Here is a 20779-nt window from a genome sequence, read left to right as displayed (position 1 = left end):
GTTGAAGACGATCATCACCACCCCGAGTTCCGAGCTGGCGTACTCCGACTTCCTGCGCGGCGGAGACATCGTCCACCTCCCCGATCTGGACACCGCGCCCGCCGACGAGCTGCTGCGCGAGGTGACCGCCCACGGCGCACGCGGTCTGATCATGTCCAGGCGGCCACCGGAAGCCTTTCTGCGGCACTGGTGCCAGAGCGTGCCCGGGACCACCTACCTCTCGTACGTCACCGGCACTCCCAGCCGCTCCGCCCCCCGGGACCTCGTCGAGTTCAACCACCCCGACGGCGGCCTCGCCTCGATCGCGACGGCCCTGAGCGGTTTCGAACGGCGCTTCACCCTCCAGCACGCCCCCGCACACCCCGCATTACCCGCCTCGGGCAGCCGGGAGACCGTGCTGATCGGCGCCGGCGTCGTGAACCTGGTGACGGCCCTGTACCTGTGGCGGGACGGCTACCGGGTCACCGTCCTCGACCGGTCCCCGGCCCCCGGCGGCGAGCACTGGCGCCGGTACGGCTGCACCCACGCCGGCGACGACGCCCGCATGTTCACGTTCACCGAGATGGACGGCTACAACAATCAGGACTTCCACGGCCGTCCGCCGGCGCACTTCCGGCTGCCCGTCGACCAGGGAGGCTGGCTCGCGGCCGGCGACCGGCCGCTGTCCCCCTCGGAGCGCGCCTGGATCGACGAGTTCGAACGCGTGCCGTCCTGGCTGGCCCGCGCCTACAACCAGGACATCTTCGCCTTCACCGCCGAGGCGTTCCACGAGTGGACCGCCCTGCGCCAGGAGCACCCCAACCTCTTCGAGGACGTCGTCCTCACCGACGGTGTCCTGCGGCTGTACGCCGATCCGGACCACCACCGGGCCGCCCTCGCCCGGCACTGCGCCCTCGGCGCCCTCGCCCGCGAGCTCACGCCCGGGCAACTGAGCGAGGAGTTCCCGGGACTGGCCGGCGCCTTCGAGACCGGCGCCCTGGCCGGGGGGTTCCTCGTGCCCGGCTTCACCGTCGGAGTGCACCGGTTCACACAGCGGCTCGTCACGTTCCTCCAGGAACGCGGCGTGGTGTTCCACTGGGACACCCCGGTGCGATGGGTCAGGCGCGACGGCACAGGCACCGTGACCGGGTTCGACTGCCCGGTGCCCGTACCCGCGGACGCGCACGTCGTCGCCTCGCCCGGAGTCGACGGCCAGGCCCTGCTCATGGGCTCGCCCTGCGAGGGCCGGATCCAGGGCGTCCTGGGCGGCTGGATGCGGATCAGCAACGAGCACGCACGGCTGCCGCACTCGCTGAAGGTCGGCCGCAAGGGCCATGTCACCGAGGACGCCAACGTGACGGTCGCCCGCGACGGCGACGGCCGGCCGACCCTGATCGTCGGATCCGGGTACGGCTACACCGGCGTCGGCACCGACGCCGACGAGGCCCAGCTGGACGCCATCCGGCTCGGCATCATCGACACCATCGAACGGCTCTTCCCCGACCAGGCCCACCGCTCGGCGTCCTCACGGCCGGCCGACAACTACGACTTCAAGTACTGCGTCCGGCCCTGGACCGCCACGTCACTCGGCATCTACCACGCGGAGACCACCGCGCACGGCGGCCTCTTCGTCATCAACGGCGGCCACAACACCGGCGGTTTCGCACAGGCACCCGCCGTCGCCCGGGCCGTCCTCGCCTCCCTCGGCGACCAGCCGCACCCGATGCACGCCCTCTACCACCCGGAACGCTTCACCGCCTTCATGACGGACGCGGCATCCGCCACCACCGCCCCCAGGGCACCCGCAGCGTCCCGCATCTGACCACCGCCGCAAGACCGCCAGGAGGCAAGGCACGGTGTCCCCGCACGAAGAGACCACCCCCCTCGACCCGCCGGACTGGGAGGAGTTCAAGGCCCTGGGCCGGCGCATCGTCGACGACATGGCCGACTACCTCGCCGGCATCCGCGACCGGCCCGTCTGGCAGCCCGTACCCCCGGACGTCCAGGCCCGGCTCGGCACCGCGCTGCCCCGGACCGCCACCCCCATGCAGGACGTCTACGAGGAGTTCCGTACGACGGTCATGCCCTACCCGCGCGGCAACATCCACCCGCGCTTCTGGGGCTGGGCCAACGGCTCCGGCGTGCCCGTCGCCGCCTACGCCGACCTGCTCGCTTCCGTCGTCAACTGCACGCTCGGCTCGGGCGAGAACGCGGCGATGATGGTCGAGCACCAGGTGCTGGAGTGGCTGAAGGAGGCCATGCACTGGCCCGCCGACGGCTCCGGCATCCTCACCAGCGGCGCGTCGATGGGCCAGATCATCGCGCTCGCCGCCGCCCGCCGGGCGAAGAGCGGCACGGCCGACATCCGCGGCCTGGGCGCCCTCGCCGACGGCCGGCAGTTCACCGTCTACGGCTCCGCGCAGACCCACCACTCGGTGGAGAAGGCCGTCGAACTCCTCGGCATCGGCGGGCAGTACTTCCGGCAGATACCGGTCGACGCCGACTTCCGGATCGACACCGGCGCCCTGCGCCGGGCCGTCCGCGCGGACCGCGACGCCGGGCTCCACCCCCTGTGCCTGGTCGGCAACGCCGGCACGGTCAACACCGGAGCCGTCGACCCCCTCGACGAACTGCTCGCCATCGCCCGGGAGGAGGACCTCTGGTTCCACGTCGACGGCGCGTTCGGCGCCTTCGCGCAACTGCTGCCCACCCACCGGACCCTGCTGGCCGGGATGAGCGAGGCCGACTCGCTCGTCTTCGACCTGCACAAGTGGCTCTACATGCCCTTCGACGTCAGCTGCGTCCTGGTCCGCCGGGCCGACGCGCTGGAGAGCACCTTCAGCTCCAGCGCCGACTACATCAGCAGCACGGACCAGGGGCCCGCCGCCTACTCCCTCGCCTTCTCCGACCGGGGCATCGAGCAGTCCCGCCGGTTCCGGGCGCTGAAGGTGTGGTTCGCCCTCAAGACGCACGGCATCGAGTCCTTCGCCGCGTCGATCGCGGGCAACATCGGCCAGATCGCCCACCTGACGAAACTGGCCGACAGCTCCGACCGGCTGGAGGTCGTCTCCCGCAGCGACCTCAACATCGTGTGCTTCCGGTATGTGTGGCCGGGCGCCACAGCGGACGAGCTGAACCGTGTCAACCGGGCCGTGCTGACCCGGTTGCAGGTCGAGGGACTGGCGATGCCGTCCCATACAGTGATCGACGGGAAGTTCGTCATCCGCGTCGCCAACAACAACCACCGGTCGGAGCGCTCCGACTTCGACTTCCTCGTCGAACAGGTCGTGGCGATCGGCGACGAGCTGGTCGCCGCGTGACGGTGACACCCCGTACGACGCCCGCGGACCGAGGAGAGGTGACGGACATGGACCCGACGCGGCGGCGGCGCCGGTCCGTGCCCGCCCTCGTCGGGCTGTCGGCCGCGCTCCTCGCCACGGCCCTGTGGGGCTTCACCTTCCTGGGCCCCGCCGCCGTCGACCCCGTCAACATCTACTACCTCGTCCTCGGCCGGTACGCCGTCTTCGGCCTGATGTCGGCCGCCGTACTGCTGGCGCGGCCCGGCAGGCTCCGCGCCCTGGGGAAGCGAGACGTCCTCAAGGCGATGCACCTGGGAGTCGTGGGATACATCGGCTTCTACCTGCTGCTGTCGATGTCCGCGTCCGTCGGCGGCGGCGTCCTCGCCTCGGCCATGACCGGTCTGATCCCCGTCATGGTCTCGCTGATCTCCAACGCCGTCGAGAAGGTCTTCGCCTGGCGCAGCGGGCTGCTGCCCATCGCCGTCATCGCCGCCGGGCTGTTCCTGGTGAACGGCGGTACCGCCTCCCTGGGGACGGCGGGCGACGGGCAGGACCGGCTCGCGGGCGCGGCGCTCGGGTTCGCGGCGTGTGTGGCCTGGTCGTACTTCGTCATCGCCAACCGGATCATCCTGCGGCGCGCGACCCGCGTCCCGGACAACGCCACGTGGACGGCCTGCATCGGTATCGGCGCCTTCCTCGGCTCCCTCGTCCTGCTGCCGCTGGCCGAGTCCGCCGAGGGCACGTCCCCGTTCGCCGACGCCGGCACGCTGGGGTCGTTCCTCGCCTGGTGCGCGGCGCTTGCCGTGCTGGGCTCGTGGTGCGCCACGTGGTTCTGGAACATCGCGTCGAAGCGCCTCCCGGCGACGGTCATGGGCCCGATCATCGGGATGGAGGCGGTGTTCGGAGCCTTCTTCTACCTGATCTGGGAACAGCGCCTCCCCACCGCCCAGGAGCTCTGGGGCGGCCTGCTGGTCATCGGCGGTGTCTTCTTCAGCTTCCACGTCTTCGACCGCGCCAGACTCCCCCGGCCGGCCCCGGAGCGCCCTCCGAGCGAGACCCCGGCCGGCCCGGGCGGGGGCAAGGGGCGGTAGCGCAGCGGGGGTTCCGGGCCGGCGCATCGAGAGCCCGGGAACAGACCGGACCGGCGGGTTCCGGCCATGCCATGCCATGCCATGCCATGCCATGCCTGCCGACCCGGCCGACCGGGCAGGGGCTGACCGACGAGCAGCGGCACACCGCGGTCACCCACCGAAGCGAACCGGTGGGATGTGACCGGCGTCGGCGTGTTGCAGCAGCATTTTCAGGCCTGTCCTGAACAGGGCAGCAGGATCTGCGGCGCGTCCAGTAATGGGCTGGAAGGCCTTCGGCGTGGCGGGTGCGGAGCGATTCGGCCGTGCTGGCCGACCGTCGCCTTCGGGCCAGACTCGCGGCTGACGGCTCGACGGCCTGGACCGCGGCCGGAACCCGGTGTCAGACTCCGTCGCGATCAGAGCAACCTGTCCTTCCCCGGAGAGAAGGGGGAACCGGCTTGGGCAACTCGACCGCGCTGCACAGTGTGTCCGAACACCCCGTCATCGGAGCCGCTGTCACCCGGCGCACCAGTCTGGTCCTGCCACCCGGCTTTTCCCTGGCGGAGTGGAAACGCGTCGGAAAACACCTCTTCCTGATAGCGGATTCCTCCTGCTGGTGGCACGGTGACTGGCTCGTGTACGGCCAGGAAAGATACCCCGGAAAGTACCGCCAGGCGATGGAGGAAACGGGTCTCGACTACAAGACCCTGCGCAACTACGCGTGGATCGCCAGGCGTTTTCCGGCCTCCGAACGGCATCCCAGACTCAGTTTCCAGCACCACGCCGAAGTGGCCTCCCTGGCCCCCGAGGAGCGCCGCAGCTGGCTGAACCGAGCCGCCCGGGAGGGCTGGTCCCGCAACCGGCTCCGGCACGAACTGCGCAAGGAACTGGCCGATCCGTCCGACGTCCGCGAACCGCGCCACGTGCGGCTGCAGTTGCGCACCACCGCGGAGCAGGAGACCGCCTGGACCAGGGCCGCCGAGCGCGACGGTCTCGAACTGGCCGAATGGATCACCGCCAGTCTCGACCGGGCGGCCGGACTCGACGACGGGGCCGAGCCCTGAAGATCCGTCCCCGGCCCCACCGCCCGCGCCGGCCACGGCTGCTTTCGGTCATCCTCGGGCGGCGGCCGGCACCGTCCGGCCCCCTCCCGGAGGCAAGGTGCCCTGGTCGGCGAGGACGGCGAATTCAATAAGGCTTGCCTTACCTTCGAGAAATCCAGTCAGCAGTCTCAATGCGATCTCCTTGACGCGTCCGCAATTCCCCCGCCACTCTTTGCCGAGCCGCGCCCCGATCAGCCGCGCTGCTCCTGCGAAACCGAAGCTCTTCCGCACGTCAGCGCGGCACCACCTTTCGGGTACTTCACCGTGAGCATGGCAATGGGGGAACTGTTGACCTTCGTAATCGCCCAGCCCTGCGTCGACGTCAAGGACAAGGCGTGTCTGGACGTCTGTCCCGTCGACTGCATCTACGAGGGCTCGCGCACCCTGTACATCCACCCCGACGAATGCATCGACTGCTCGGCCTGCGAACCGGTCTGCCCGGTGGAGGCGATCCACCGGGACACCGAACTCCCCGAGGAGTGGCAGGTGTACGAGCGAGTGAACGCCGAGTTCTTCACCGCCACGACCGACCTCGGCTCACCGGGCGGCGCCACGGAGGTCGGCCCCGTCGCGGCCGACCACGAGCACATCACCGAGCTGCCCCGGTCGGCAGCCCACGCCTGACGCGCCGACGAAACGGTTCCGCTCCGCACCACCGCACGGCACAACTGCCCACCTCTCCCTGACGGAAGGACAGTCCGTGACGCAGACCACCTGGAACCAGGAACCCCATCCAGCCCGGCTGGAGGAACGGCTCGACGACGACGTCGTGCGATGTCACCTCAGCCCACGCAACTGCCGCATCCGCCCCGGCCAGCACGGCTTCTGCATGGTGCGCGCCAACCGCGACGGACGCCTGGTCACCCTCAACTACGGGCGTTCGGTGCACGCCACCGAGGAGACGATCGAGACCGAGGCGGTCTTCCACTACGCGCCCGGCGCCCGCATCCTCTCCATGGGCAACGTCGGCTGCATGCTCAACTGCGACTACTGCCACAACTGGAAGACGTCCCAGGCGCGTTACGTCGAGGACAAGGACGTCTACCACTACACGCCCGAGGAAGTCGTCGACATCGCCGTCCGGCACGGGATCAAGGTCATCTCCTGGACCTACAACGACCCGGTAGTGTGGCACGAGTTCGTCGTCGAGACCGCCGCCCTCGCCAAGGCCGCCGGCATCGTCAACCTCTACAAGTCCGCGTTCTTCATCAGCGGCGAGGCGATCGAGGAGCTCATCCCCGTCATCGACATCTTCTCGGTGTCGATCAAGTCCCTCGACCCGAAGTACTACCGCAAGATCACCAAGGGCTGGCTGGAGCCGGTGCTGGAAGGCACCGAGCAGGTCTACCGGGCCGGAAAGCACGTCGAGGTCTCCACGCTGATGGTCACCGACCTCAGCGACGACGAGAAGACCGCCCGCGAGATGGCCACGTTCGTCGGTGAGCGGCTGGACCCGTCGATCCCCACCCACTTCGTGCGGTTCCACCCCGACTACAAGATGACGGACACCATCCGCACGCCCGTGGACCGCCTGGAACGCGCCCGCAAGGTCGCCCTCGACATGGGCCTGAACCACGTCTACCTCGGCAACGTCTACGACACCGAGTCCACCAACACCTGGTGCAGTCAGTGCGGCCTGCTCCAGGTCACCCGGTACGGCCTGAACGCCGACCTGGTCGGGGTGGACGCCGACGGCAACTGCGCATCCTGCGGCACCCGCGCGCCCCTCAAGCTGCTGCCGGACGCCCGGCGCCGCAACAAGGTCCAGGACCTGCCCGCCGGTGTCGACCTCGACGTGGCGTCCTTCGACTGGCACGGCGACGTCCGCGCCCTCCACGTACAGATGCGCAACGAGTCCGACGCGCCCGCCACCGCGTACACCCGCCGCTACGGCGATCCGGCCGCGGACGGCAGCTGGGAGATCGTCGAGCTCAAGCCGCGGGAGAGCTTCCGCTACATCGCGGCCAAGAGCACGCCCGACGAGCTCGGCGTCCAGGTGGCCATCCCGGACCGGTGCACCTCCAGCCTCCACCAGGTCTTCGACCGGGCCCACTTCCCGACCGTGGAGGTGGCCGCCGGCACCCTGAACGAGGACGTGTCGCCGCTGCCCCTCTTCCAGCCCGGCACCCGCCGCTGAGCCCCGGTCCCGGCAACCAGGGAGACAAGGGGGAGACACACATGAAGCACGGAACCGACTACCGCGTGCTGCCCTTCAGCGACGACACCTCCGCGGTGTTCCTCACCGACAACCACCGGCTGCTGCTGGCCCCGGCCGGCACCGCCGAGCGCCTGGAGTCAGGCGTCGACAGCCTGTTGCCCCCGGAGCGGCAGGCGTGGGAGCGCATGCGGCAAGCCGTGGGCGCGGACGAGGGCGTCAACCGCTCCCGGCTGCGGGAGAGTTCGCTGTCCGACGGGGCCGATTTCGCGGTCAACGTCAACCTCACCAACGTCTGCAACCTCGCCTGCACCTACTGCTTCGCCGAGGGCGGGGACTACGGCCGGATCACCGAGGCCATGGGCGAGCACTCGATCGCCTGGATCTTCGACTTCATCGAGCGCAACGCCGTGCCCGGACAGCGTGTCCGCTTCGAGTTCTTCGGCGGCGAACCGCTGGCGAACTTTGCCGTGATCCAGAAGATCTGCGAGCGCGCCCGGACCGTCTCGCAGCGGGACGGCACCGAGTTCGTGCACCGCATCTCCACCAACCTCACGCTGATGCCGCAGGGCATCGAGGAGCTGTTCCGCGCGTACCGCTTCATCGTCTCGGTCTCCATCGACGGCGGTCGCGAGGTCCAGGACGCCAACCGGCCCTCCAAGAACGGCATGGGGTCCTACGACCGGATCATGCGCAACCTGTGGCGGCTGCGGGAGGCGTGCGGCGACGACATCACGCTGGTGGCGCGGATGACGATCGCCACCGGCGAGCCCAGCCTCAAGGACAGCGTGCACGACCTGTGGCAGCTGGACCTGTTCGACTACTTCCAGATCTATCCGGGCGTGTACCCGGTGGAGAAGGACACGAAGGTCCCCATCGCCCTCACCCTCGGCGACCGCAAGCTCTCCGAGCCGCAGGGCATCCAGTACATCAACCACTTCCTCCAGCCCGGCATCGTCGAGCAGTTCAAGGACTTCCTGCTGCACTACCCGTCCCTCTTCGCGCCCGACAACCGCTTCAAGGGCGTGCTGGAGTACGAGCGGACCGTGCAGATGGTCACCGAGGGGGCCACCGCCCTCGCCTTCTGCTCCGGCGGCCGGACGTACTACACGCACTCACCCGACGGCAGCATCAGCCCCTGCCACCGCCTCGTCGGCGACGAGAGCTTCGACGTCGGCACCGGCTCCGAGGGGATCACCCGGGAGCACCCCGAGTGGCGGCGCTCGGTCGACGAGCACCCCGTGTGCGGCGCGTGCTGGGCCCGCTACCTGTGCGGCGGCGGCTGCCGGCAGGAGAACCACGTGGCCTCGGGCGACGTCAACGTCCTCAACGACGAGTCGTGCCAGTACCAGCTGATGCTGGCCGAGGAGGTCATCAAGATGCTGGCCAGGTCCACGGCCGACTACCGGGCGCGCTCCCGGGACCGGTACGACGACCTGTTCGTCTCCTGCGGCCGCCCCGTGGTCCCCAACGACCGGCCCGCCCTGGACCAGCCCACCGGCTACGAGCCCTTCCGGGTGCTGTGCTGACGGCCCCCCTCCCGCCCGGTCACCCCTCCGCCGCCGCACGGCGAGCCTGACAAGGAGCAGCAGCCAGATGGCCGAGAAGATCGTTCGCCGCAACATCCACACCTACCCCTTCAAGTACCGCAAGCACGAGTACGAGGAGTACTTCCGCCCCGAGAACGCCGTGCTCTACCTGCACGTGCCGTTCTGCATCACCAAGTGCGGGTTCTGCGACTACACCGTCTACATCAACAAGAACGAGCAGCACTTCGCGCAGTACGTCGACGCCCTGGAGAAGGAGATCCGCGCCTTCGCCGCGAACCGGGTGTTCCCCGCCTTCCGTGTGGACGCCGTCTACTTCGGCGGCGGTACGCCCGGCATCCTCACCGGCGACCAGACGGCCCGGCTGCTCGACGTGTGCCGCGAGTCCTTCGAGTTCAACGAAGGGGCGGAGATCGCCCTGGAGTTCGACCCGTCGACGGTGGACGAGGCCAAGATCGCGCGGATGCGCGAGTCCGGCTTCAACCGGCTCAACCTGGGGGTCCAGGCCTTCGACGACCGCCTGCTGCAGATCTGCAACCGTTCGCACGACCTGGCCACCGCCGAGCGGGCCTACCGGACCATCGTCGACGGCGGTTTCACCCACACCAACATCGACCTGATCTTCCCGCTGCCCGACCAGTCCCTGGACGACTGGAAGCACAGCGTGGACCGGGCGATCGAGCTGGAACCCGCCTGCATCACCGCCTACGGCCTGGAGATCTGGCCCAAGACCGCGTTCCACTCGCTGATCAAGTCCGAGAAGATGGCGCTGCCGACGCCCGAGGACGAAGAGCGCATGTACGTGTACGCCATCGAGGCCCTGGAGGCGGCCGGGTTCAAGCGCCGCAGCTCGACGGGCTATTACCACCCCGACCGCTGCGAGGACTACTCGCGGTTCCTGGAGTACTACTGGCGCACCTGGCCGATGATCGGCTTCGGCGTGTCGTCGAAGAGCGTGATCCACGACCGGCTGTTCGTGAACGTCAAGCCGCTCAAGCAGTACTACGAGCTGGTGGAGGAGGGGAAGGTCCCGCTCGATTTCGCCACGTATCTCACCAAGGAGCAGGAGATGCGCCGGGTCATGATCCGTGGCCTGAAAATGTGCGAGATCTACCGTCACGACTTCGAGAACCGGTTCGGGGTCACGATGGAGGACGTCTTCGGCAGCGAACTGGAACAGCTTCTCGACAAGGGCTGGCTGGAAAAGCAGGGCGACGACGTGTATTCGTTGACCCGGGCCGGCCAACTGCTGTCCACGAATGTCTACGAGATGTTCTACGCGCCGGAGGACCTGAGTCCCGCGGCCCCCGGTGAGGTACGCTTCGGCATATCCGAACTCGTCGAATGACCTGACCGACGGGTGTGCCGCAAGGAGGCGGGGGAATTGGCGCAAACCCGTTTATCGGGGGCCGGGGTGAACGGCGTGGTGCGGCGGGGGAGCAGACGGTGAGCGTGATTCCGGCCTGGAGCGCGGGTCTGGGACTCGGCTTCCTCGTCGCACTGCCACTCGGTCCCATCGGGCTGCTGTGCGTGCGCAGTGTGCTGCGCAACGGCTTTCTGTGCGGATTCGCCATCGGCCTCGGCGCGGCGGCCATCGACGTGCTGTACGCCGGCCTGGGCCTCGCGGGTGTCGGCAAGTTGCTGGACATCTCGGTGCTGCGGACCGCGCTCGGGCTCGCCGGTGCCGTGGTCATGGCGTATCTGGGCTTCCGCTCCGTGCGTTCGGCCTTCCGGGCCAGGAGCGCGGTCGTCGACACCGAGGGCGAGACGGTGCAGCCGTGGGAGGCCTTCCGTACGGCTCTCACGGCGACGGCGGCCAACCCGGCGACGATCGGCTACTGGGCGGCGGCCTTCGCCGCCGCCACGGCGGCGAACGTCACCGACACGCTCGCGGACTCGCTCGCCATGCTCGTCGGCGTCGGCTCCGGCACGCTGCTGTGGTTCACCACCCTCAGCGCCGGGGCCATGCTGTTCCGCCGCTGGTTCACCTCCCGGATGCTCCAGGGCGTGGACCTCCTGGCGGGCGTGGGCGTCATCTTCTTCGGCGGCGTGCTCGCGTACCAGGCCATCGGCTGACGGAGCGACGAGGCCGTACCGTCATCCGGCGTCGGCGGACGCGTGGCGGTACGGCGGTCCGGCGCGGCCCGTTCCCATCCGGGCCGGACCGCTCGATGCCGCCACCGCGACCGGCCGGGAGCAGCGACCGTCCGCCCTGGCCCGGTCCGTCGACTCCCCCGCCCCGGCCTGCCCGGACCTGGTTCCGCCGCAAGCCCCGTCTGCCGCCACCGCGCGGCCTCACCGCTGAACACCGCCCACCGTCGGCCGCCCGGACGGCAAGCCCGGTGCGGGCCCGGGGGTGTCTGTTGTGCCCGAGCAGACCGGACGAAGGAGGTCGCCCCGGATGACCGGTACGGCGGAGCGTGTGCACCGGGCCCTGACGGACGTGGAGATGGCGGCGATCACCGCCGCCGTCGACGCGGTGGGCAGTGTCAAGGACCTGGTGCCGGCCACCGCGCGGGCCCTGTACACCGCGCTCGCCCCCTGGGCGGCGTCCACCCCCGAGGCGGACCCCGGCCGCACGGATCCGCCCCCGCAGCGCTCGCGGTTCGCCATACCGGAGACGCAGTGGCTCGCGATCGCCGAGATCTGCCTCGCCCGGGCCGAGGCGTTCGGGGCCGGGGTGCACGCCGCGCTGGAGCTGCACCGCGTGATGCCCGCCCGCTACCCCGATCCCGAGGTGACCGTCGCGCCCCGCCCCCGCAGGGACCACCGGCCGCCCGTCCACGACCTGACCGTGACCAGGGAAGCGGCCGACACGATCGGAGCGGCGTCCCGGCACTGCGAGCGGCTGGCGTCGTACTTCGGCCACGGCTCCCCCGAGCACACCGAGGCCGTCCGCAGCTGGCAGTGCGGCCTGTCGCAGCTGTTCGCGATGTCGTTCGGCGCGTGCACCAGGATCGAGCGCGCCGACGAGCTGTCCCTCACCGTCACGTCCGAGACGACCGGCTTTGTGCACGGCCTCCATTTCCGGCCGCACCCCGGGCCCCGTCCCGCCCCCGTTCCGCAGCCGGGGCGCTGGGAGAGTGTTTTCTGACCGGCTGGAACACATTGCCCACGGCCCGTCGCGCAATGGCCTGTTTCTTCTGCGCACCGGACCTGTCAGCAGTGTTCACGGGAAACACTCTTGACTGCGAATTCGACGAAGGTAGCCTTGCTGCGCCTGGAGATGTACGGACCGCCTCCCGAGGAGAGACGTACATGGACACCTTCGAATTCGTGCCGTCGCCCGCTCAGCTCAGCTGGACGTTCGGCGGGGCGCAAGCGATTTCCCGATTACGCCCCGGAACGGCCCTGAGACTGTGGACCGAGGACGCCTTCAGCGGTCTGCTCCACAAGAATTCCCACCTGCCCGGCGAGAGAATCCGGAACGGCAGATTCAATCCGCAGACCGGCCCTTTCCACGTAGCAGGGGCGGAACCCGGCGACACCCTGGTCCTGCACATCGCCGAGCTGACCCCGGCCCGTGACTGGGGCGTCTCCACCCTCGTCGCCGGATTCGGCGGGCTCACCTCCACCGATCGCACCGCCACCTTGCAGGACCCGCTCCCGGAACGGACCTGGATCTACCAGGTCGACCCGGATGCCGAAACGATTCGCTTCGAGGCGGCGGCCGGTGAGTTCACGGTCGACCTGCCCCTGGCCCCCATGCTCGGCACGGTGGGCGTGGCCCCGCAGGGCGGGGAGGTGCGCTCCTCGCTGGCGGCGGGCGCCCACGGCGGCAACCTCGACACCCCCGAGATGCGGGCCGGTGTCACGTGTTACCTCGGGGTCAACGTCGACGGCGCGCTGTTCTCCGTCGGCGACGGCCACTACCGGCAGGGCGAGGGCGAGTCGTGCGGCACCGCCGTCGAGGGCGCCATGAACGTGACCCTCGTCGTGGACCTGATCAAGGGCGGCGCGCCCGCCTGGCCGCGCATCGAGAACGACGCGTACCTGATCACCCTCGGGTGTGCCCGGCCCCTGGAGGACGCCTGGCGCGTCTCGCAGGTGCAGATGGTGAACTGGCTGAGCGAACTCCACGGCCTCGACCGGCTCGACGCCTACCAGTTGCTCTCCCAGATCTCCCGCACACCGCTGGCGAACGTCGTCGACACGGACTACACCGTCGCCACGAAGGTGCCCAAGGCCCTGCTCCCGGACAGACCCGGGTACGGCGGAGCCCACCGCCGGATGCGGGAGATCGCCGCCCGCCTCTGAGGCGCCCCGGCCGCGGCACACCTCCCGCGGCAGGCCGGACACCGCCGTACGCCCCCGCCCACAGCCCGTGCCCACCCGGCTGCCGCTCCACGACTCCGACGTACTCCGGCAGCCGGCCCCCCGCCTGCCCCGGCCCTCCGGGCCCGTACGGCCGCGGCACGCCCACACCCGACCCACCGCGACGCCCACACCGACACCGAGATTGGTGACCACCATGGAAATGCGCAGCCTCGACCGCGGCACGCTGGGGCCGGAGAACGGCTTCTCGCAGCCCCTGCTCCCCTGGTCCGCCCTCAACGCCCCCTTCAAAGGCGCCTGGTGCGTGGTCCACCCGGGATCCTCGACCACCCGGCACGCCCACCCCGACTACGAGATCTTCATCGCCCTGTCCGGCGAGGCGGTCCTCGAATCCCGGGGCGAGCGCGTGCCCTTCCGCGAGGGGGACATCGTCCACTTCCCGCCGGACACGGACCACCAGGTGCACAACGAGGGGACGGAGGACTTCCAGATGTACACGGCCTGGTGGACCCCCGAGACCGCGGAGGGCTTCCTCGCCCGGCACCGCGGGGAGGCCTGAGTGATGGCAGGGACCTCACCGGGGGGTTCCCGGCCCGCCGTCATCATCGACACCTCACCCACCCCCAACGGCGACCTCCACATCGGGCACCTGGCCGGTCCGTTCCTGTCGGCCGACATCCACGCCCGGTACCTGCGCGCCCGCGGCCGACCCGTCGTCTTCTCCACGGGGACCGACGACAGCCAGACCTACGTCATGGCCGGCGCGCGCCGCAGCGGCACCACCCCCGAGGAACTGGCCGCCGTCCACCACGCGGCGATCGGGCGGACCCTCCAGGCCGCCGGCATCTCCGTGGACGGCTACGCCCCCTACGACGACGCCTACCGGGCGAACGCCCTGCGCTTCGTCACCGACCTGTACGACGCGGGCAAGCTGGAGCTGCGTACCGTCTCCTTCCCCTGCGACGCGCGCACGGGTGAGGTCCTCGTCGAGGGACTGGTCGGCGGCTACTGCCCGGTCTGCGTCACCGAGAGCCGCGGCGGCGTCTGCGAGATGTGCGGCCACCCCAACAACTTCGACGAACTCATCGACCCGTGGTCCACCCTGGACCCGGCCGCACCCGTCACCACACGCGAGCATCAGGTGCTGGTGCTGCCCATGGAGCAGTACCGCAAACGGCTCACGTCCTTCTACCAGACCCGCGAGTCGGGGCTGCGGCCCCGCACCCTGAAGTTCCTCCGCGAGGCACTGGCCCGGCCGCTGCCCGACTTCCCGGTCACCTACCCCGTCGCCCACGGGCTGCCCTCGCCCTTCCCCGGCACCGAGGGGCAGCGGCTCAACGCATGGGTGGAGGGCATCCCGGCGGCGATGTTCTGCACCGACTACGCGGCCCGCCGGGTGGCCGACCCGCGCGTCGCGGGCAAGGAGCTCTGGCACCCCGAACACGACCCGGAGATCATCTACTTCATCGGCTCCGACATCGTCTACTTCTGGGGCCTCACCCACCTGGCCCTGCTGATGGCCCACGACGGCCGGTACGCCCTGCCCGACCACATCGTCTCCAACGAGTTCTACGAACTGGAGGACGACAAGTTCTCCACCACGCGGGGCCACGTCGTCTACATCGACGAGGTGCTCGGCCTCGTCAGCCGCGACGCGTTCCGGTTCCATCTGGCGCTCACCGGACCGGAGCACCAGCGGACGAACTTCAGCCGGGACGGGCTGGTGAAGGTCACGCGGGACCGGCTCGTCGGGCCCTGGAACCGGATCGCCGGCGCCCTCGCCCCGGCCGCCGGCACCACCCCGGGAACGCTGCCCGTGTCCGGCGCGGCCCGGCGGCGGGCCCGTGCCGTGCTGGACCGGTTCGTCGACGCCTACGAGATCCAGGGCTACAGCCCGTCCACCGCCGCCGACCTCCTGGTGGCACAGCTGGACCGGCTGGGCAGGGCGACGGCCCGGCTCGCGGAACTGCCCGCCCCGGCACGGGCCGAGGCCCTCGGCGACCTCTTCCTGGACTTGCGCGTCCTGATCGCGGGCGCCTCGCCGATCCTCATCGACCTCGCCGAGGAGGCCCGCCGGACCGGCGGCTGGGACGGCACGCTGGACGAGGCCCTGGCGGACGCCGGGGAGGTCACCGCCTTCCCGGTGCCGTTCCTCGGCCACGCCGGTGAGCGGCCGGGGGAGTGAGCACCGTGCGGGGGACGAACGGGGGCCCGGCCCGAGGGGATCCGCACACCCTGGTGGTGGGCGGCGGATCGGTCGGACTGCTCACCGCGGTGGAATGCGTCCGGGCGGGGCAGCACGTCACCGTCCTCGAACGGGGCCCCCTGCCCCACCCCGGCTCCTCCTCCCACGACCGGCACCGGGTGATGCGGGCCCTGCACCCGCACGATGCCGGCGCCACCCGCGCGGCCGTCACCGCGCACGGGCTGTGGCGGGAGCTTGAGTCGCTGCTGGACGCCCGCTTCCTGTACCGCACGGGCGTGCTGACCGCGCTGCCGGCCGGCGAGACCGCCTCCGCAGCGGCCGGGCTGACGCGGGCCGGCCTCCCGGCCCAGGTGCTCGCACCACGGCAACTGGCCGAGACCTACGGACACTTGGCCTTCCCGGCCGGTTTCGGCGCCGTCCTGGAGGAGGACACCGGAGTGCTCCTCGCCGACCGGGTGCTCGGGGCGGCGGTCCGCTGGCTCGGCGCCCAGCCCAGGGCCCGGCTGCTGCCGCACACCACGGTCACGGCGGTCGACGCGGCTGCCCGGGCGGTGACGGTCGAGGACGGCCGGACACTGCGCGGCGACCGGGTGCTGCTGGCGACGGGGGCCTGGTCGCGGGCCCTGCTGCCGCCGGCCCTGGCCGGGCGGCTGACCGTGCACCGGCAGACCATGGTGTACTGCGATCCGCCGCCCCGGGAGCGGGAGCGATGGCGTGGCACGCCCGCCGTGCCCGCCTCCGGCATCCCGTGGGGAGCCTGGCTGGTCCCGCCGGTCGCCGGCACCCCGCTGAAGCTGTCGACCGACGCGTTCCGCAGGGTCGTGGCCGAGCCCGGCGCTCCCGAGCCCGACCAGACGCCCGCCGGGGACCTGGCGAGCCGGTTCACCGAACTGGTCCCGGGTCTGCGGCCGGAGTGGGTCGTCGGCACCCGCGACTGCCACTACGTCACCGACGGCACATCCGGCGGCGCCCTGCTCGCCGACCTGGGCGGGGGAGCCGTCCTCGCCCACTGCGCCTGCGGCGGCGGCGCGTTCAAGTTCGCCCCGCTCACCGCCCGCACACTGGCGAGCCGGTTCGGCGGCGTGCCGCCCGCCCCGACCGGTCTGCGCCCACTGGACCACCCCGTCGCCGCCGGTCCGGGCGACCCGGCCACGACCCCCACCACACAGGAGACGACGCGTGATCGACTACAACGGCAGAACGTTCCGCAACACCGAGGCGGGGCCTGACGGCACCGCACCCGTGGCCACGTACCACCAGGACGGCGACCTCGTATGGGCGGAGGCCGACGGGGGCGATGTCCGCCGCTGCGCCCTGGCCGGGACGTGCGACGCCGACGGCGTCATCACCATGGGCTACACCCTGGTCCTGAACAGCGGCGAGATCGCCGTCGGACGGTGTGTCAGCACGCCCGAACGGCTCGACGACGGCCGCATCGTGCTGCACGAGGAGTGGGAGCGCTACCAGCCGACTCCCGCGAAGGGCACCTCCGCCATCGAGGAGATCCCGTCCCGCGCCGCCGCCACCAAGCCGACAGAATCCGCACCCGAGGGGGGATGAGATGTCCACCGCAACACTCAGCAGGGTCGGCGACCACGTGCTCGCCTTCGACGACACCGTGACGAAAGCCGTACGGGAGACGTCGGACCAACTCACGGCCGTCGAGGGGCCGGTGGACGGCGCGGCCTGGACCGCGGCGGCCGGCGACGCCTGGCACCATCTGCCGGCGGAACTCCGGCAGGCCGTCAGCAGGTTCCGCCGCCACTCCGGCGATCAGGGCGTCCTGCTGCTGCGCGGACTGCCCGTGGGCGAGGACACCCTGCCCGACACGCCCGCCACCCTCGACTCCGTCCAGTCGGAGCCGTCCGTCTCGGCCGCCGTCCTGATGATGATCGCCCGCGGCCTCGGGGACCCGGCCGCCTTCCGGCCGGAGAAGAACGGCGCCCTCGTGCAGAACGTGGTGCCGGTGCCGGGCGAGGAGGAGGTGCAGGGCAATCCGGGCTCCGTGGAACTGACCTTCCACACCGAGAACGCCTTCCACGCCCACCGCCCCGACTTCGTCCTGCTCATGTGCCTGCGGTCCGACCACGAAGGAGTCGCGGGACTGCGCACCTCCTGCATCCGGCAGATCCTGCCGATGCTGAGCTGGGTGGACCGGGAGGCGCTCTACCGCGCCGACTACGTCACCGCGCCGCCGCCCTCCTTCGGCGGGCGGAACAACCACGTCACCGAGCACGCCGTACTCGTCGGCGACCTCTTCGACCCGGACCTGAGGGTCGACTTCGCCGCCACCACCCCCCGCAGCGGACAGGCCGAACTCGCCCTGGCCGAGCTGGAGTCGGCCTGCCACGCGCAGGCCATGGAGTTCCGGCTGCGGCCCGGGGACCTGGCCATCGTGGACAACCGGGTCACGCTGCACGGGCGTACCGCCTACCGGCCGCGCTACGACGGGCGTGACCGCTGGTTGCAGCGCACCTTCGTCCTGACCGACCTGCGGCGCTCCCGCCAGCACCGCCCCAACGACGGCAACGTACTGGTCCGGTGACCGGCCCGAGCGCGGCCCGGACCGCGCGCACAGTCCGTCAGGCCTCCGAGACACGGGAGATCGGCACGGTGGATACCCTTCGACGCGGACCGGACGGCCCGCACTTCGGCTGTGTGGGCATCGGTGTCGGCCCGGCCAACCTGAGCCTCGCCTCCCTGCTGCACGGCCACCCCGAGATGACCAGCCTGTTCGTCGAGCGCCGGGAGACCTTCGGATGGCACGACGACCAGCAGATCGCCGGGGCCACGCTCCAGGTGTCGCTCTTCAAGGACCTGGTCACGCTGGCCGATCCGACGAACAAGTTCTCGTTCCTGTCCTACCTCCACGACCAGGGGATGATCTACCACTTCGTCAACGCCCAGTTCGATGCCATGCCGCGCCGGGAGTTCCGCAACTATCTGGAGTGGGCGAGCCGCAAGAACGAGAACGTCACCTTCGGTGAGGAGGTCCTGTCCGTCGACTTCGACCGGGTCTTCGTGATCCGGACCAGCAAACGCACCCTGACCGCGGACCACGTGTCCCTCGGCATCGGCAACCGGCCCTGGGTGCCCGAGCACGCCCGCGGTCTGCTGGGGGAGTCGCAGTTCCACGTCAGCGACTTCGTGCGGCGGTCCGGCGGGCTGGGCGGACGGCGGGTCGGTGTGGTGGGCGGAGGGCAGTCCGGCGCGGAGGCCTTCCTGGACCTGATCTCCCGGCCGGAGGGGGAGCGCCCGGCTCATGTGGCGTGGATATCCCGGCGCGACAACTTCTTCCCCATCGACGACTCGCCGTTCACCAACGACTACTTCACGCCCTCCTTCTCCGACCACTTCTTCGGGCTCGACCGCGCCCAGCGCGAGGCGTTCAACGACCGGCAGCTCCTGGCCAGCGACGGTGTCTCCCCCGCCACCCTCAAGGAGATCTACCAGCGCTGCTACACCCGCCACTTCGTGGAGGGCGACCAGAAGCTCATCGCGCTGTACCCCGACCGCACCGTCACCGAGGTGAGCGGCGGCGACGGCGCCTGGGAGCTCACCCTGGAGCCGGGGGACCGGCCGCGTGCCGTCGAACGGCTCACCGCGGACGTCGTCGTCTGGGCGACCGGATTCCGGCCGGCCCGCCCGGACATGCTGGCGCCGCTCGCCGGCCGGCTGGAGTGGGAGGACGAGGAGATCCGCGTCGACCGGGACTTCGCCGCGTGCTGGGACGGACCGCCCGACCACGGCATCTTCGTCCAGAACGGCGTCCGCCGGCAGCGTGGCCTGGCCGATCCCAACCTCAGCCTGATCGCCTGGCGCAGCCGCCGGATCCTCGACCGGATGCTGGGCGTCAAGACCGAGGAGCAGTGCGACTCCTTCCTGAGGTGGTCCTCGCAGCCGGCCGTCGACAAGTTCCCGCAGGGAGCGTGATCGCCGATGGCAGGAATCCGGATCGCCGTGGTGGGCGCCGGGATCATCGGCTGCCTCGTGGCGCGGGAGCTGGCCGCGCGCGAACCGCACGCCACGATCGCCGTCCTGGACCGGGACGCGATCGGCAGCGGCGCCAGCCGCCGCTCGGCCGGCCTGCACCTGCCGCGGGGCGCGACCGAGCGGCTGCGGGCGATGACCCGGTACAGCCAGGACTACTACGACCGGCTCCGGCGCGAGCGGCCCACGCTGCCGATCCACGCGACGGCCGTGTCCGTGGTGTCCGCCACGGCAGACGACCGGGCGGTCCGCGAGACGTACCTGGCCGGTGCCGAGCCCGTCCGCGCGCAGCACCCGGACCTCCCGGCCGTCGGCATCCCGGCGGACGCGTCCGTCTGGCGGGTGAGCGGCGGACACCACACCGTCGTCCAGGACCTGACGTGCGCGCTCGCCCGGGAGCTGCGGTCCCGCGTCGACTTCCGCGAGGGCGTCGCCGTCACGGCCGTGCGGCCGGGGAGCGGTGGTGTGCTGCTGCGGCTGAGCACGGGCGACACGCTCACCGCCGACCGGGTGGTGCTGGCGCCCGGGCCGTGGACCGCCGACCCGGCGCTGGCGCCGTTCGTCGCGCCGTCGGGGGCCCGGGTGAAGAAGGTGGTCGCCCTGCACATCGAGCGGAGCCCGGCCCCGACGGACGGCGCGATCGTCTTCCAGGACGACGACGCCTTCCTGCTGCCGCTGCCCGAGCGGGGGCACTGGCTGTACAGCTTCACCCGCACGGAGTGGGACGTCGACCCCGGCACGGTGGCCCGGGGCCTGAGCGCCGAGGACGTGGAGGAGGCGCGCGGCACGCTGCGCAGGTGGGCGCCCGCACTCGTCGAGCACGCGGGCTCGGGCCGCGTCTTCTGCGACGCCTACAGCCCGGGCCGGGAACCGGTCGTCGACGTGGTGGACGACGGGGGGCGCGTGGTGTTCGCCGGTGCCGCGAACGGCTGCGGGTACCGGCTCGCCCCGGCCATCGCCCGGGAGGCGGCCGATCTGGTCCTGGGGGTGGTCGGCTGAAGCGGAGGGCGGGGCCCGGTGCCGCGGTGGCCGAGGATCGCGGTGGCCGAAGACCATCGCCGGCACCCCACCGCGGCTCTCTGCTTCTTGCGGCGGTATCGGCGCTGTAGCAAGATCGACCGGACTTTTTTCAGCCCGCCATTCGGATTGAGGTTT

General features: G+C 71.0%; 18 protein-coding genes. All 18 read left to right on the top strand.

What is annotated here, in order from left to right; genetic code table 11:
• Position 1 precedes the first annotated feature (1 nt).
• The 18 genes from SCNRRL3882_RS07975 (at position 2) to SCNRRL3882_RS07885 (ending at position 20623) form a co-directional block, all read left to right on the top strand.
• Positions 2 to 1801, top strand: coding sequence for an NAD(P)/FAD-dependent oxidoreductase (locus SCNRRL3882_RS07975; RefSeq protein WP_010039093.1), 1800 nt, complete (start codon positions 2 to 4; stop codon positions 1799 to 1801).
• Positions 1802 to 1835: 34 nt separating this feature from the next.
• On the top strand, positions 1836 to 3299 hold the full coding sequence (locus tag SCNRRL3882_RS07970) for a pyridoxal phosphate-dependent decarboxylase family protein (protein WP_010039090.1): 1464 nt from the start codon (positions 1836 to 1838) through the stop codon (positions 3297 to 3299).
• A 47-nt stretch (positions 3300 to 3346) separates the two neighbouring features.
• On the top strand, positions 3347 to 4369 hold the full coding sequence (locus tag SCNRRL3882_RS07965) for a DMT family transporter (RefSeq protein WP_010039088.1): 1023 nt from the start codon (positions 3347 to 3349) through the stop codon (positions 4367 to 4369).
• 437 nt (positions 4370 to 4806) lie between these two features.
• The gene (locus tag SCNRRL3882_RS07960) at positions 4807 to 5412 is read left to right on the top strand and encodes an LmbU family transcriptional regulator (RefSeq protein WP_010039085.1); all 606 of its coding nucleotides are present in this window, start codon (positions 4807 to 4809) and stop codon (positions 5410 to 5412) included.
• A 327-nt stretch (positions 5413 to 5739) separates the two neighbouring features.
• Positions 5740 to 6075 (top strand): ferredoxin, encoded by a 336-nt coding sequence (fdxA, locus tag SCNRRL3882_RS07955; RefSeq protein WP_010039084.1) that lies wholly within the window; start codon positions 5740 to 5742, stop codon positions 6073 to 6075.
• Positions 6076 to 6151: 76 nt separating this feature from the next.
• Positions 6152 to 7588 carry an AmmeMemoRadiSam system radical SAM enzyme gene (gene amrS, locus SCNRRL3882_RS07950; RefSeq protein WP_010039083.1) on the top strand — a complete coding sequence of 479 codons (1437 nt, stop codon included), beginning with the start codon at positions 6152 to 6154 and terminating at the stop codon, positions 7586 to 7588.
• A 41-nt stretch (positions 7589 to 7629) separates the two neighbouring features.
• On the top strand, positions 7630 to 9135 hold the full coding sequence (locus SCNRRL3882_RS07945) for a radical SAM/SPASM domain-containing protein (RefSeq protein WP_010039081.1): 1506 nt from the start codon (positions 7630 to 7632) through the stop codon (positions 9133 to 9135).
• A gap of 67 nt (positions 9136 to 9202) precedes the next feature.
• Positions 9203 to 10501 (top strand): coproporphyrinogen-III oxidase family protein, encoded by a 1299-nt coding sequence (locus SCNRRL3882_RS07940; protein ID WP_010039079.1) that lies wholly within the window; start codon positions 9203 to 9205, stop codon positions 10499 to 10501.
• 98 nt (positions 10502 to 10599) lie between these two features.
• Positions 10600 to 11229 (top strand): LysE/ArgO family amino acid transporter, encoded by a 630-nt coding sequence (locus SCNRRL3882_RS07935; protein ID WP_010039077.1) that lies wholly within the window; start codon positions 10600 to 10602, stop codon positions 11227 to 11229.
• Between the two features lie 325 nt (positions 11230 to 11554).
• Positions 11555 to 12247, top strand: a complete 693-nt coding sequence (locus tag SCNRRL3882_RS40710; RefSeq protein ID WP_010039075.1) for a hypothetical protein — start codon at positions 11555 to 11557, stop codon at positions 12245 to 12247.
• A 164-nt stretch (positions 12248 to 12411) separates the two neighbouring features.
• Positions 12412 to 13410, top strand: a complete 999-nt coding sequence (locus SCNRRL3882_RS07920; RefSeq protein ID WP_010039072.1) for an acetamidase/formamidase family protein — start codon at positions 12412 to 12414, stop codon at positions 13408 to 13410.
• Between the two features lie 214 nt (positions 13411 to 13624).
• A complete protein-coding gene (locus tag SCNRRL3882_RS07915) occupies positions 13625 to 13987 on the top strand; it encodes a cupin domain-containing protein (RefSeq protein ID WP_029181121.1) in 363 nt (120 codons plus the stop codon).
• Between the two features lie 3 nt (positions 13988 to 13990).
• The gene (locus SCNRRL3882_RS07910) at positions 13991 to 15613 is read left to right on the top strand and encodes a class I tRNA ligase family protein (RefSeq protein ID WP_010039068.1); all 1623 of its coding nucleotides are present in this window, start codon (positions 13991 to 13993) and stop codon (positions 15611 to 15613) included.
• Positions 15614 to 15618: 5 nt separating this feature from the next.
• Complete coding sequence (locus SCNRRL3882_RS07905) at positions 15619 to 16863, top strand: FAD-dependent oxidoreductase (protein WP_197709810.1); 1245 nt, start codon at positions 15619 to 15621, stop codon at positions 16861 to 16863.
• Positions 16814 to 17194, top strand: a complete 381-nt coding sequence (locus SCNRRL3882_RS07900) for a hypothetical protein (protein ID WP_010039066.1) — start codon at positions 16814 to 16816, stop codon at positions 17192 to 17194. The genes SCNRRL3882_RS07905 and SCNRRL3882_RS07900 overlap by 50 nt, the downstream gene beginning before the upstream one ends.
• A 1-nt stretch (position 17195) precedes the next feature.
• Entirely contained in the window at positions 17196 to 18179 is a 984-nt protein-coding gene (locus SCNRRL3882_RS07895) for a TauD/TfdA family dioxygenase (protein ID WP_010039065.1), read from the top strand.
• A gap of 68 nt (positions 18180 to 18247) precedes the next feature.
• Complete coding sequence (locus SCNRRL3882_RS07890; protein ID WP_040903077.1) at positions 18248 to 19567, top strand: lysine N(6)-hydroxylase/L-ornithine N(5)-oxygenase family protein; 1320 nt, start codon at positions 18248 to 18250, stop codon at positions 19565 to 19567.
• Between the two features lie 6 nt (positions 19568 to 19573).
• Positions 19574 to 20623: an NAD(P)/FAD-dependent oxidoreductase gene (locus tag SCNRRL3882_RS07885; RefSeq protein ID WP_010039063.1), complete on the top strand. Its 1050-nt coding sequence runs from the start codon at positions 19574 to 19576 to the stop codon at positions 20621 to 20623.
• Positions 20624 to 20779 lie beyond the last annotated feature (156 nt).

It is taken from the genome of Streptomyces chartreusis NRRL 3882 (assembly GCF_900236475.1).
GTDB classification, from domain to species: Bacteria; Actinomycetota; Actinomycetes; order Streptomycetales; family Streptomycetaceae; genus Streptomyces; species Streptomyces chartreusis_D.
The sequence above is the reverse complement of the archived record's forward strand: the minus strand, read 5'-3'. Positions and strand labels throughout refer to the sequence as shown.

Bases quoted from the DNA above. Each gene is read 5' to 3' on its own strand.
- SCNRRL3882_RS07895 (WP_010039065.1), top strand. From the start codon at position 17,196: ATGTCCACCGCAACACTCAGCAGGGTCGGCGACCACGTGCTCGCCTTC.
- SCNRRL3882_RS07965 (WP_010039088.1), top strand. From the start codon at position 3,347: ATGGACCCGACGCGGCGGCGGCGCCGGTCCGTGCCCGCCCTCGTCGGG.
- SCNRRL3882_RS07920 (WP_010039072.1), top strand. From the start codon at position 12,412: ATGGACACCTTCGAATTCGTGCCGTCGCCCGCTCAGCTCAGCTGGACG.
- SCNRRL3882_RS07945 (WP_010039081.1), top strand. From the start codon at position 7,630: ATGAAGCACGGAACCGACTACCGCGTGCTGCCCTTCAGCGACGACACC.
- SCNRRL3882_RS07940 (WP_010039079.1), top strand. From the start codon at position 9,203: ATGGCCGAGAAGATCGTTCGCCGCAACATCCACACCTACCCCTTCAAG.
- SCNRRL3882_RS40710 (WP_010039075.1), top strand. From the start codon at position 11,555: ATGACCGGTACGGCGGAGCGTGTGCACCGGGCCCTGACGGACGTGGAG.
- SCNRRL3882_RS07885 (WP_010039063.1), top strand. From the start codon at position 19,574: ATGGCAGGAATCCGGATCGCCGTGGTGGGCGCCGGGATCATCGGCTGC.
- SCNRRL3882_RS07910 (WP_010039068.1), top strand. From the start codon at position 13,991: ATGGCAGGGACCTCACCGGGGGGTTCCCGGCCCGCCGTCATCATCGAC.
- SCNRRL3882_RS07915 (WP_029181121.1), top strand. From the start codon at position 13,625: ATGGAAATGCGCAGCCTCGACCGCGGCACGCTGGGGCCGGAGAACGGC.